The 12,711-nt window shown below is 64.7% G+C and carries 12 protein-coding genes; 6 read left to right on the top strand and 6 right to left on the bottom strand.

The genetic code is table 11. The annotated features are described in order from the left end of the window. Position 1: 1 nt before the first annotated feature. Positions 2–1,534 carry a hypothetical protein gene (locus JJC00_RS30800; protein ID WP_246773979.1) on the bottom strand — a complete coding sequence of 511 codons (1,533 nt, stop codon included), beginning with the start codon at positions 1,532–1,534 and terminating at the stop codon, positions 2–4. A 165-nt stretch (positions 1,535–1,699) separates the two neighbouring features. Between JJC00_RS30800 and JJC00_RS30795 the strand changes: the two genes are divergently transcribed. Further along, positions 1,700–2,107, top strand: a complete 408-nt coding sequence (locus JJC00_RS30795; RefSeq protein ID WP_200469566.1) for a hypothetical protein — start codon at positions 1,700–1,702, stop codon at positions 2,105–2,107. 76 nt (positions 2,108–2,183) lie between these two features. Here JJC00_RS30795 and JJC00_RS30790 read toward each other — a convergent pair whose 3' ends face one another. Next, positions 2,184–3,035 (bottom strand): HpcH/HpaI aldolase/citrate lyase family protein, encoded by an 852-nt coding sequence (locus JJC00_RS30790; protein WP_200469565.1) that lies wholly within the window; start codon positions 3,033–3,035, stop codon positions 2,184–2,186. A 184-nt stretch (positions 3,036–3,219) separates the two neighbouring features. Here JJC00_RS30790 and JJC00_RS30785 point away from each other — a divergent pair, with 184 nt between their 5' ends. After that, a complete protein-coding gene (locus JJC00_RS30785) occupies positions 3,220–4,386 on the top strand; it encodes an acyl-CoA dehydrogenase family protein (RefSeq protein WP_200469564.1) in 1,167 nt (388 codons plus the stop codon). A 21-nt stretch (positions 4,387–4,407) separates the two neighbouring features. On the opposite strand, the gene JJC00_RS30780 is transcribed toward JJC00_RS30785, so the two are convergent. From JJC00_RS30780 to JJC00_RS30765, 4 genes are all read right to left on the bottom strand, one after another. Then, entirely contained in the window at positions 4,408–5,970 is a 1,563-nt protein-coding gene (locus tag JJC00_RS30780) for an AMP-binding protein (protein WP_200469563.1), read from the bottom strand. Positions 5,971–6,003: 33 nt separating this feature from the next. After that, positions 6,004–6,639 (bottom strand): uracil phosphoribosyltransferase, encoded by a 636-nt coding sequence (gene upp / locus JJC00_RS30775; RefSeq protein ID WP_200469562.1) that lies wholly within the window; start codon positions 6,637–6,639, stop codon positions 6,004–6,006. Between the two features lie 161 nt (positions 6,640–6,800). After that, the gene (locus JJC00_RS30770) at positions 6,801–6,944 is read right to left on the bottom strand and encodes a hypothetical protein (protein ID WP_200474375.1); all 144 of its coding nucleotides are present in this window, start codon (positions 6,942–6,944) and stop codon (positions 6,801–6,803) included. A gap of 38 nt (positions 6,945–6,982) precedes the next feature. Beyond that, positions 6,983–7,450, bottom strand: coding sequence for a hypothetical protein (locus JJC00_RS30765; protein ID WP_200469561.1), 468 nt, complete (start codon positions 7,448–7,450; stop codon positions 6,983–6,985). 440 nt (positions 7,451–7,890) lie between these two features. On the opposite strand from JJC00_RS30765, the gene JJC00_RS30760 reads away from it, so the two are divergent. The 4 genes from JJC00_RS30760 (at position 7,891) to JJC00_RS30745 (ending at position 12,692) form a co-directional block, all read left to right on the top strand. Next, positions 7,891–7,980, top strand: coding sequence for a K(+)-transporting ATPase subunit F (locus JJC00_RS30760; protein WP_128263844.1), 90 nt, complete (start codon positions 7,891–7,893; stop codon positions 7,978–7,980). 112 nt (positions 7,981–8,092) lie between these two features. Then, positions 8,093–9,796, top strand: a complete 1,704-nt coding sequence (kdpA, locus tag JJC00_RS30755) for a potassium-transporting ATPase subunit KdpA (protein ID WP_200469560.1) — start codon at positions 8,093–8,095, stop codon at positions 9,794–9,796. Between the two features lie 18 nt (positions 9,797–9,814). Next, on the top strand, positions 9,815–11,929 hold the full coding sequence (kdpB, locus tag JJC00_RS30750) for a potassium-transporting ATPase subunit KdpB (RefSeq protein WP_200469559.1): 2,115 nt from the start codon (positions 9,815–9,817) through the stop codon (positions 11,927–11,929). A gap of 157 nt (positions 11,930–12,086) precedes the next feature. Further along, the gene (locus JJC00_RS30745; RefSeq protein ID WP_200469558.1) at positions 12,087–12,692 is read left to right on the top strand and encodes a K(+)-transporting ATPase subunit C; all 606 of its coding nucleotides are present in this window, start codon (positions 12,087–12,089) and stop codon (positions 12,690–12,692) included. The last annotated feature ends 19 nt before the right edge of the window (positions 12,693–12,711 follow it).

The following is a 12,711-nucleotide window of genomic DNA, read 5'->3' as shown; positions in this document are numbered from 1 at the left end:
TCTACCGGCAGGCGGGATTCGCGGCGTCCGGAAACGCCAGGAAGGTGATGGTCTCAGGCGCAAGTCGGATCGTGTCGGCGGGTATTGCGTGCGGATCGAGCCGGGGCAGTTCGTCATCAGTCCTCAGCGCGAGCGTCTTGCCATTCATTTGCACGATAGCGCCTTGGAGCCGTGCCGCATGCAGCGTGTATCGTTCGGCGGAAGCTGACAGCGTCACGGCGCGTGATGCGCGCCGCGACGTGTTGATCGCGAGCACCGACACCGCACCGCGCTGGCCTGGATGGCAGTGCGCATAGAGATGCAGATTGGGCGTCGGGCTTCCGCCCACGTCGAGCACGATCGTCCCCATCAGCCGGTGCCAGAGCAGGGCGGCCCAGTAATTCGGCCGCGGACGAAAGGTCTTGTCGTCGAGTAGTGCATAATCGCTGGCGGCGAGCGTGTTGTGCATCACCACCTGGACACCGGCTCTTGCCAGGCGCCCGAGCTGGTCGAGATAGCGGAAGGTATCGAGAAACGTCTTGTCCCAGCGGTTGCCGCCGCAGGCCGCCTCCGCCGTCTCCGTGACCCAGATCGGCTTGCCCGGCTCGTACACGTCGCGCAAAGTCTGGTAGATCGCCAGCGTCGCGTCCGTGCGGGCGAGCCATTGCTCCGTGAGTGCCTGCTTCGGATCGTCGCGGCCGCCGCAGCGCTGCGAGAGCGTGTTGTAGTGATGATAGGAGAAGCGATCGACACCGGAGCCGGCTGCGGCGAGCAAATCGCGCGTGGAGATACCCACGCCGGATGGCGACGGCACGTCGCCGGCAGAACCTGGACCGACGATCATTGTCTCCGGCGCGGCTCGCCGAATCCATTCTCGAAAGATTTTGAAGTCCCGGCCGTAGGCCTTGGCATCATATCCCGGTGGCGCGCCGTTCGTCGCTGCCAGCGTCGGCTCGTTCATGATTTCGGCGGCGGCGATGTGGCCGCCCAACGAATGCGTGTAGTCGACAAGATGTTGCGCCTGATCGGGCGTCCACACACCATCCGCGTCGCGGCTGCCGGTACTGATGGCGAAGGAGGTGACGATCTCCGCATCGACCGCGCGCGCAAAGTCGAGGACGCCACGCCACTGGCCATGGCTAAGCACGGCGTCAAATCCCGGCGGTGGCTTACCCGGCGCTCGGTCCGTGTCCGCAAAAAACGTCGCATTGGCCCAGGTGCCGCTCACGCGCAGATAGGCCGGCGACAGCGCCGCCGCGAGCTTGCGCAGGCGCGCATTGGCCAGATTAATTGGCGGCCTGTAACTGTAACGGTCCCGCTGATCGAACGCGCGCATCGTTCGCGGATAGGCCTTCCAGAACAGCCCACCGGTCACCTCCACCATCTCGATGTTGTAGGATTGAAAGCGCGCATCGATCGCGCCGATCGCCTTCAGCTCCGCAGGCGCGATGGTCGGTTCGCCGGCGCGTGCGCCGGGCGACGTCGCGGTGACCAGCAACGCAACCCCCATGGCGCGGAAGGCGCGCGCATGCCTGCCCTGGTCGACCAATCCCATTGGTTGCACGCCGTGGCGCCTTTCCCGGTTGCCTGCGTGATCGATCATACGCGAAGGCCTTTGAATTGCCGGAGTTCCATCGGCCTCTGCCCAGTGTTGGGCAACGAACAAACTTTGTGCGGCCACATTTGAGTAAGAGTGATCTCCGGTGAGGGAGGCGCTCTGATGAAAAAAGTTCTGCTCACTGTCATCGTGCTGCTGGCTGGCGTGCCGGCAAGCGCCGCTGCGCAGGAGCGCGCTGGCTCTGCGGCGTTAGGCGCCGTGTCCGGTGCAGTCGTGCTCGGTCCGGTCGGTGCCGTCGCGGGCGCAGTGATCGGTTATACCGCCGGGCCTTCGATCGCCCGGTCATGGGGCGTGAGGGGGTCGCGCTCGGCAAGACACCGGCAGCCGCCACGTCGTGGGGCGTACGGGGCCACCGCCACCAGTGCTCCGCCGCGTGCGCGCGAGGCGATGGAGGCCAACAGTCAGATGAGAGCGGCCAGCAATCCGCCGGTGCAAGCCGTGCCCGCGGCGCCGCCTGTCCAGGCTACCCCTGCGGAGACCGCGACGCCGCCCGTTCAGGGGTTCGATTGAGGCTACGATTTTAGGCCGCAGGAGCCGCGCGAGATCGAGTTGCGCAGCTCGGCTTCGACCGCCTCTATGCTGAGATCTAGAGCTGGCCGAGGATCTTCTTCGCGGCGCGAAGATGCGGCTTGTCGATCATCAGGCCGTCGAGCCGCAGCGTGCCGGAGTTCTGATTGCTTGCGAACGCGGCGATCACCTTCACTGCCCAGGTGCGCTCGGCGTCCGTCGGCGCGAATGCCGCGTTGACGATGTCGACATGTTTTGGATGGATCAGCGCCTTCGCCGAAAACCCGTCGCGCCGCGCGGCGCGCGTTTCCTGCTCGAGGCCTGCGAGATTGTCGATGTCGGTGTAGACCGTGTCGATCGGCGTCACTTCCGCCGCGGCCGCCGCCATCAGGCAGAGATCGCGCGCGAGGCGATAGGGGCTGTGGAACACGCCGCCCGAGGCCTTCTCGGTGGCGCCGAGAGACGTGGAGAGGTCTTCCGCGCCCCACATCAGGCCTGAGAGGCGAGGGGAGCAGCCCTTGTAACTGCCGAGCCCGAAGATCGAGCTTGCAGTCTCAGTCGCGATGCAGACGATGCGCGTCGTGCCGACCGTGATGCCGCCGGCCGCTTCCAGGGCTTCGAGCCAGGTCGCGACCTGCCGCACGTCGTCACCGCCCTGCGATTTCGGCAGCACGATGCCGTCGGGCTTGCCCGGCATGACCGCGGCGAGATCCGTCAGCGTCATGCCGGTGTAGAGCGCGTTGACGCGAACATAGAGCTGATGCGGGCCGCGAGAGCCCTCCAGCATCTGAAGCGTCAGCCCGCGTGCCTCCGGCTTCTTGTCGGTGACGACGGAATCCTCGAGATCGATGATCAGCGCGTCGGCCTTGCCTTCGCTCGCCTTCTCGAATTTGCGCGGGGAATCACCCGGCACGAACAGCATCGAACGCATCAGACGGACCTCTTGTGCATCATCGCCGTGCGTCGTTCATATGGTTGACAGCTAAATTCACACATATGTACATTTTCCTCAAGCATTAACGGAGTGAGCGCGGGATGATGGCAGCCGTCTATCATCTCTGGCTGCCCTCGCAGATGGGGCGCTAGGCACAACGAGCCTCCACAAGGAGACCATCATGGATTTCGCGCTCACCGATCAGCAGGAAGCCATTCGCAACGCCATCGCCAAGATCTGCGAAGGTTTTCCCGACGCCTACTGGCTGAAGAAGGACCATGACGGCGGTTTCCCGCATGACTTCCACAGGGCGCTGGCTGATGCCGGCTGGCTCGGCATCTGCGTGCCGGAAGCCTATGGCGGCTCCGGTCTCGGCATCACCGAAGCCGCGATCATGATGCGCGCGATTGCGGAATCCGGCGCCGGCATGTCCGGCGCGTCTGCGGTGCACATCAACGTGTTCGGTCTCAATCCCGTCGTCGTGTTCGGCACCGAGGAGCAGCGCAAGCGTATGCTGCCGCCGATGGTCGAGGGCCGCGAGAAAGCCTGCTTCGCCGTCACCGAGCCCAATACCGGCCTCAACACCACCCAGCTCAAGACCCGCGCCGTCGCCAAGAACGATCGCTACATCGTCAATGGCCAGAAGGTGTGGATCTCCACCGCGCAGGTCGCGCACAAGATCCTGCTGCTGGCGCGCACCACGCCGCTGGAGGAGGTGCGCTCACCCACCCATGGCCTCAGCCTGTTCTACACGGATTTCGACCGCAAGAAGATCAAGGTCCATGAGATCGAGAAGATGGGCCGCAAGATCGTCGATTCCAACGAGCTGTTCTTCGAGGATTTCGAGATCCCTATGGAGGATCGGATCGGCGAAGAGGGCAAGGGCTTCCAGTACATCCTCGAAGGCATGAACCCCGAGCGCATCCTGATCGCGGCGGAAGCGGTTGGTCTCGGCAAGCTCGCCCTGTCGCGCGCGACCGAATATGCCAAGACCCGCGTCGTGTTCAATCGTCCGATCGGCAAAAATCAAGGCATCCAGCATCCGCTCGCGGTGAACTGGGTCGAGCTCGAGGCGGCCTGGTTGATGGTGATGTCGGCGGCCTGGCAATACGACAAAGGCATGCCCTGCGGCGCCGCGGCCAATGCCGCGAAGTATCTGGCAGGCGAGGCCGGCTTCTCGGCTTGCGAGCAGGCGGTGATGACCCATGGCGGTTTTGGCTACGCCAAGGAGTTCCATGTCGAGCGCTATTTGCGTGAGGTGCTGATCCCGCGCATCGCGCCGGTCAGCCCGCAGCTTGCGCTGAGTTTTATTGCGGAGAAGGTGCTGGGGCTTGCCAAGTCGTACTAAGCAGGTTGCTCCGAAGGGCTTCTATTCGGCCGCGATCCGCTCCATCGCCATGGTGCGAAGCCGGGCGCGCTGGATTTTCACGCCGTTGGCGCTGTCTGTCACGGGGAAGGCGTCCACGACATAGATGCGCGCCGGAACCTTGTAGCCGCCGAGCCGCTCGCGCAGGCGTGCGGTCAGCACCTCCTGTTGCGGCGAAGTCCCGGCCGGGATGACGAAGGCGACGCAGCGCGCCTGGCCCTTCAGGTCGACCGCGACGACCTGGGCATCGGCGACGCCGGCGCACGACTTGAGCTCGTCCTCGATCTCGCCGGGCGCGACCAGGAAGCCGCCGAGCCGCATGGCGTCGCCCGCGCGGGTCTCATAGACGAAGGCGCCGTCGCGAAGCCGGCCGATGTCGCCGGTGCGGAAGAAGCCATCCGCGGTGATCGCATCGCGCGTCGCATCGGGGTTGTTGAAATAGCCAAGGAAGCGCGACGGCGCGCTGATCTCGATCTCTCCGGAGACGCCGGGAGCTGCGAGCTCGCCGGTCTCGGTGTCGCGCACGCGGACCTTCGCCTCGGGGGACATTGGCCAGCCGCCGCCCTCGATGCGATCGGCGAAGGCGTCGCTGGCGCGGGCGATCGAGAACAGCGCCTGCACCTCGCTCGAGCCGTAAAGACCAAACAGCGGCAGGCCGCGCGCTTCGGCCTCCGCGGCCAGCTCACGCCAGCCGGGCTGGAACGCGGCGAAGCCGCAGACTTCGAGATGCGGGAAGGGGCGCGGCGCGTCGGTGAGGGCGAGGATGCGGCGGAACATCTCGTCGGAGCCGAAGGCGTGCGTGATCCCATGCTCGCTGAGGATTTTCAGCGCCGGCGTCGCCTCGAAGGCGTCGAGCACGTGGGCGGTGGCGCCGGCTGCGATGAAGCCGAGCAGGCTCGTCATGCCGAACGTGCCGCAGAACGGCAGCATCGCCAGCAGCGAATGACGCTGCGGAGAAAGCTGGAGTGCCTTGGCGACGGCGAAGGCGTGCGTGGCGAGCGTCCGCTGCGAATGCGCGACCAGTTTTGGTCCTTTGGTCGTGCCCGATGTGGTGTAGAGCAGCACGGGGAGATCGATGTCGTCCTGGGCGGGAGCCGGTGGATAGGGCTTGTCGAACGCATCGAAGCGCACGCACGGCCATTGCGCGGGGATCGCATCCGCGCCGACCACCGCGAGCTTTTGCAGCGCGGGGACATCAGCCTTGACGATATCCGTGAGGATCGACGCGAAATCGATCGAGCGGAACGCCGCCTCGACCACCAGCAGCTTGGCACCCGCCAATTTCAGGAGATGCGCGACTTCAGCACTGCGGTAACGCGTATTGACGGCGGCAACGATCGCACCCAGCCGGGCCGCTGCGAACAGCAGCGTGATCCATTCTATCCGATTGACCAGCCAGACCGCGACCACGTCGCCCTTGCCGATACCCTGCGCCGCAAGCCAGGCCGTGGTCTGCTCGATCTTCCCGGAAAACTCCGCGCGCGAGACGGGCGTGCCGTCGAACACGAAGGCGGGGCCGGTCTCCGATCCGATCAGCGAATGCAGTGGAACATCATCGGCGCGCATGGCAACCGGAGTAGCCCGATCGCACAAACCTGTCTACTTGGTGCCGAACATCCGGTCGCCGGCATCGCCCAGGCCCGGCACGATGTAGCCGTGATCGTTGAGCCGCTCGTCGATGGCGGCGGTCCAGACCGGCACGTCTGGATGCTCGCTCTGGAATTTCGAGATGCCCTCGGGCGCCGCCAGAAGGCAGACGAAGCGGATATCGCGGGCGCCGCGGTCCTTGAGCAGGGAGGCGCCGGCGCAGGCCGAATTTCCCGTCGCCAGCATCGGGTCCATCAGGATCACGGTGCGATCGGACAGGTCCTGCGGCGCCTTGAAGTAATATTCCACGGCCTGCAATGTATCGGGGTCGCGGTAGAGCCCGATATGGGCGATGCGGGCCGATGGCATCAGCGCCAGCATGCCGTCGAGGAAGCCGACGCCCGCGCGCAGGATCGGCGCCAGCGTGAGCTTCTTGCCGGCGATCTTTGGCGCCTGCATCGGCGAGATCGGCGTTTCGATCTCGACCAGCTCCAGCGGCAGGTCGCGCGTCACCTCGTAGCCGAGCAGCATCCCGATCTCGTTCAGGATCTCGCGAAAGCTCTTGGTCGAGCGGTCCTTCTCCCGCATCAGGGAAAGCTTGTGCTGGACCAGGGGGTGGGCGACGACGTTGACGCTGCTTGTGCTCATGCAACCGATCTACACGGTTCCACGAAATGGCGCCAGATCGACCGGACGTTTTCCGCAAACCGCGAGGCGGCCTGGCCGGGCCGTGCGACCGCCGTTCGCGCCCGGTTGCTCGCCTCGTAGGCAGCCATGGTCAATTCGCGGTCGATCGCCGTGTCGAGGCTCTAAACCCCGAGCCCGCGCGCGGCGAGCGTGATCACGATCGTCAGGACCGCACCCCAGACCAGGCTCAGCGTCATGGTCAGGATGGTCGTGGTGACCGCGTGCTCGAGATTATTCTTGAATGTCGGGATCTGCATACGCGGCATGTTCAAAACTGCAACAACGCGTGATCAGGCCAGGCCGATCAGCCGTAATTCTCGCAGGCGACCGGCTCATAGAGCGGATCCGGGGCGGGGCGCACGTTGGGAACGCTCGGCCGCGAGACTTCCGCGGCCGCTGCCTGGACTTCGACGAAAGCCGACAGCAACGCGATCGCGAGGTCGCCGTGGCATCCCTCGACAGCCGCGTCGAGCCAATCCGGCAACTCGCGTTCACGCGAGAGCGCGCAATGCCATTCACCTTCGTCATAGGCGATCCGGCGGACGTGCCACAGCGGCAGTTCGAGCTCCATCAACGCCAGTGCGGCGTCGGCCCAGGCCTCCGCGTCTATCAGGCGCATGAGGCGCGCCGTGCGCCCGGTCTGTCCGAGCAAAGGAAAGCGGCGGCAGGCCTTGTCGATGATCGCGAGCATCAACGGCCGCGTCATGCCCTGCGCATTGCGCAAGCGGTCGCTGAGGGAGGGGGAATCATAGTGTCGGAACGCGAGGGTCATATCAGGCCTCCTGGAATTGGCGTCGGTCAGTCGGCCGGCCTCTTCAGGATGGCGGGAAGAGCATTGGAAAACGAGATGGGAAGGGGATGGGAGATATAAAGATTTCATAAGTGCGGGGGCCGTGAGCATGGGACGTTTTGCCAGACCGGCTGCCTCGCCCTTTATGAGATTCCTATAACTTCGCCGTAGCCCACGTCTCGAAAACCTATGCCTGTGGTGGCACTTCAGCACGGTCGAAAGTCCCGCTTAAGGCCGTGGAAATGCGTTGCGCTTCTCTCCACGAGCTCCGCCGGGTCCCCGAGAGAGTGTTGCTCCCGCTAGTCGGACGCAACGAGGAGCAATCCCATGATGGACATTCTGATGCTGGCGCTGGGCTTCGCTTTCTTCGCCCTTGCGATCGGCTACACCTACGCCTGCGAACGGCTGTGAGGGAGCGGATCATGATCTTCGATGATGCGCTCGCCGGTGCCGTCTCGTTCGGCCTCCTGATCTACCTCACCTACGCACTGCTGCGGCCGGAACGATTCTGAGCTGTGCTGCTGCTTGTCGAATTGCTGCTGGCGGACGTTGCGCTCGTCGGCTGCCTGCTTGTGGTGCTCCTGCCGCTGTTGCGCCGGACACCAAGCCTGAAGGGTTGATGCCATGACTATGATCGGTTGGCTCCAGATCATTCTTTATTGCGCTATCATTGTCGCGCTGACAAAGCCGCTCGGCTGGTACATGACGCGCGTGTTCAACGGCGAGAAGACGTTTCTCTCGCCAGTGCTGCGTCCCATCGAGGCCGGCATCTACTGGATTTCTGGCGTCGACGAGAAGCGCGAACAGCATTGGCTGACCTACACGGTCGCCATGCTGCTGTTCCATGTCGGCGGATTCCTCATCATCTACGGAGTGATGCGCTTGCAGGCCGTGCTGCCTTTCAATCCGGCCGGGCAGGGGGCGGTCGCTGCAGACCTCTCCTTCAACACGGCGATCTCCTTCATCACCAATACCAATTGGCAGACCTACGGCGGCGAGAGCACGATCTCTTACCTCGTGCAGATGGTCGGCCTGACGCACCAGAACTTCCTGTCATCTGCCACCGGCATCGCGCTCGCAGTCGCCCTGATCCGCGGCTTCTCGCGCGCTTCGGTCCGCACCGTCGGTAATTTCTGGGTCGACGTCACGCGCACCACTCTTTATGTGCTGCTGCCGATCTGCGTGGTCTACACGATGTTCCTGGTTTCGCAGGGCATTCCGCAGACGCTCGGTGACTATGTCGAGGCCACCACGCTCGAAGGCGCCAAGCAGACCATCGCGGTCGGCCCGGTGGCTTCGCAGGTCGCGATCAAGATGCTGGGCACCAATGGCGGCGGTTTCTTCAATGCCAACGCCGCGCACCCCTTCGAGAACCCGACCGCACTATCGAACTTCGTGCAGATGCTGTCGATCTTCGCGCTGGGCGCCGCATTGACCAACGTGTTCGGCCGCATGGTCGGCAACCAGCGCCAGGGCTGGGCGATCCTCGCCGTGATGGGCGTATTGTTCGTCGCCGGCGTCGCCGTCACCTATTGGGCGGAAGCCAACGGCACCTCGACGCTGCAGGCGCTGGGCCTGACCGGCGGCAACATGGAGGGCAAGGAGGTCCGCTTCGGCATCGTCGCGTCCTCGCTGTTCGCCGTGATCACCACGGCCGCCTCCTGCGGTGCTGTCAATGCCATGCATGACAGCTTCACCGCGCTCGGCGGCATGATCCCGCTGATCAACATGCAGCTCGGCGAGATCATCGTCGGCGGCGTCGGTGCCGGCCTCTACGGCATGCTGCTGTTCGTCGTGCTCGCGATCTTCGTCGCCGGTCTGATGGTTGGCCGCACGCCGGAATATGTCGGCAAGAAGATCGAGGCGCGCGAGGTCAAGATGGCGATGCTCGCGATCCTGGTGCTGCCGTTGATGTATCTCGGCTGGACCGCGGTCGGCGTGGTCTATCCGCCCGCCGTTGCCTCGATGGCGAATGCCGGTCCACACGGCTTCACCGAGGTGCTCTATGCCTATACGTCGGCAACCGGTAACAACGGCTCGGCCTTTGCGGGCCTCACCGGCAACACCTTGTTCTACAACCTCACGCTCGCCAGCGCGATGTTCGTCGGCCGCTTCTTCATGATCGTCCCGGCGATGGCGATCGCGGGATCGCTCGCCGCCAAGAAATCGATCCCGCCGTCGGCGGGCACGTTCCCGACCACCGGCGGGCTGTTCGTCGGTCTCGTCGTCGGCGTGATCCTGATTATCGGCGGCCTCACCTTCTTCCCGGCTCTCGCACTCGGCCCGATCGTCGAGCATCTCGCGATGAACGCCGGTCAAGTCTTCTGATTGTCTGGAGTGACCTCCATGGATACGATGAAATTGCAAAAACGTGCCCCGATGTCGGCGATGCTCGACCCCAGGATCGTCGTGCCCGCGATCCGCGCGTCCTTCACCAAGCTCGACCCGCGGCTGATGATCAAGAACCCCGTGATGTTCGTGGTCGAGATCGTGGCCGCGCTCACCACGGTGATCTTCCTGCGTGACCTCGTCACGGGTGGTGCGAATCTGGGCTTCACCTTCCAGATCATCCTCTGGCTCTGGTTCACGGTGCTGTTCGCGAATTTTGCTGAAGCCGTGGCCGAGGGCCGCGGCAAGGCGCAGGCGGAATCACTGCGCAAGACCCGCACCGAAAGCCAGGCCAAGCTCCTGACCGGCGCGGGCCGGGACTTCAAGCTCGTGCCGGGCACCAGCCTGAAGGTCGGCGACATCGTGCTGGTCGAGGCGGGCGATACCATCCCCTCCGACGGCGAGGTGATCGAGGGCGTCGCGTCCGTCAATGAAGCGGCCATCACCGGCGAATCCGCGCCGGTGATCCGCGAATCCGGTGGCGACCGTTCTGCGGTCACCGGCGGCACGCAAGTGCTGTCCGACTGGATCCGCGTCCGCATCACGGCGGCGCAAGGCTCGACCTTCATCGATCGCATGATCAAGCTGGTCGAGGGTGCCGAGCGGGCGAAGACGCCGAACGAGATCGCGCTCAACATCCTCTTGGCTGGCCTCACCATCATCTTCGTGTTCGCCACCGTTACCATTCCGAGCTACGCGGCCTATGCCGGCGGCTCGATCTCGGTGATCGTGCTGGTCGCGCTGTTCGTGACGCTGATCCCGACCACGATCGGCGCGCTGTTGTCGGCGATCGGCATCGCCGGCATGGACCGCCTGGTGCGCTTCAACGTGCTGGCGATGTCCGGCCGCGCGATCGAGGCCGCCGGTGACGTCGACACGCTACTGCTCGACAAGACCGGCACCATCACACTCGGCAACCGCCAGGCGACCGCGTTTCGTCCGGCGCGTGGCGTCAGCGAGCGGGAGCTGGCGGATGCCGCCCAGCTTGCCTCGCTCGCCGACGAGACGCCGGAAGGCCGTTCGATCGTGGTGCTCGCAAAGGAAAAGTACGGCATCCGTGGCCGCGACATGGCCGAGTTAGGGGCCACCTTCATCCCGTTCACGGCGCAGACGCGCATGAGCGGCGTCGACGCCGGCGGCTCATCGGTGCGAAAGGGCGCGGTCGATGCCATGCTGAACTATGTCGGCGGCGGCGCGCCACTGGCCGTGGCCTCCGGCAACACCGCGCGCGCCATCCAGCCCGCCGGGCTCTCGGAGATCGGGCGCGAGATCCAGACCATCGCGGACGAGATATCGAAAGCCGGCGGCACGCCGCTGGCCGTTGCCAAGGACGGCAGGCTGCTCGGCGTCATCCAGCTCAAGGACATCGTCAAGGGCGGCATCCGCGAGCGCTTTGCCGAGCTGCGCCGCATGGGCATCCGCACCGTCATGATCACCGGCGATAATCCGATGACGGCCGCCGCGATCGCAGCGGAAGCCGGCGTTGACGATTTCCTGGCGCAGGCAACCCCCGAGGACAAGCTGAAGCTGATCCGCGACGAGCAGGGCAAGGGCAAGCTGGTTGCGATGTGCGGCGATGGCACCAACGACGCTCCGGCGCTCGCGCAGGCCGACGTCGGTGTCGCCATGAACACCGGCACCCAGGCCGCGCGCGAGGCCGGCAATATGGTCGACCTCGACTCCAACCCGACCAAGCTGATCGAGGTGGTCGAGATCGGCAAGCAGTTGTTGATGACGCGCGGTGCGCTGACGACCTTCTCGATCGCCAACGATGTCGCAAAGTATTTTGCGATCATCCCGGCGATGTTCCTGGCGTTCTATCCGCAGCTCAACGTGCTCAACGTCATGAACCTGTCGAGCCCGCAGAGCGCCATCCTGTCGGCGATCATCTTCAATGCGCTCGTCATCATCGGGTTGATCCCGCTGGCCCTGAAGGGCGTCGCCTATCGTGCCGTTGGTGCCGGCGCACTGCTCCGCCGGAACCTCTTGATCTACGGCCTCGGCGGCATCGTCATCCCCTTCATCGGCATCAAGGCGATCGACCTCGTGGTTGTCGCGTTACACCTGGCCTGACCCCGACATTGCGAGCGAAGCGAATCTCTCCGTCATTCCGGGGCGCCTCGAAGAGGCGAACCCGGAATATCGAGGTTCCGGGTTCGATGCTTCGCATCGCCCCGGAACGACAGCAGAGATGCTTCGCTCGCAATGACGAACTAATAGGAGACCTAACATGCTCAGAGAAATCCGTCCCGCCATCGTCCTGCTGCTGGTGCTCACCGCCATCACGGGCGTTGCCTATCCACTCGCGATGACCGGCATTGCCGGCGTGATCTTCCCCGCACAGGCGCAAGGCAGCCTGATCGAGAAGGATGGCAAGGTGTTCGGCTCCGCCCTGATCGGCCAGGAGTTCAAGGACGACAAATATTTCCACGGCCGTCCCTCGGCGACGCTTGCGCCGGACCCGAATGATTCGACCAAGACGGTCTCGGCGCCCTACAACGCCGCCAATTCGGGCGGCTCCAATCTCGGCCCGACCAGCAAGGCGCTGGCCGACCGGCTGAAGGAGGACGTCGACAAGCTGAAAGCCGAGAACCCGAACGCTTCCGTCCCCGTGGATCTGGTCACGACCTCGGCGAGCGGGCTCGATCCGGATATTTCCCCGGAAGCGGCGCAATTCCAGGTGCCGCGCGTCGCCAAGGCGCGGAGCATACCGGAGGACCGGCTTGAGCAGATCGTCGCCTCGAACACCCAGGGCCGCCTGCTCGGCCTGTTCGGCGAACCCCGGGTTAACGTTCTTGCCCTGAACCTCGCCCTGGATCGTGCGTCCGCGAAGTAGCGCTCTAGGCCGCGAATGC

Source organism: Bradyrhizobium diazoefficiens (assembly GCF_016616885.1).
Lineage (GTDB): Bacteria > Pseudomonadota > Alphaproteobacteria > Rhizobiales > Xanthobacteraceae > Bradyrhizobium > Bradyrhizobium diazoefficiens_F.
The sequence above is the reverse complement of the archived record's forward strand: the minus strand, read 5'-3'. Positions and strand labels throughout refer to the sequence as shown.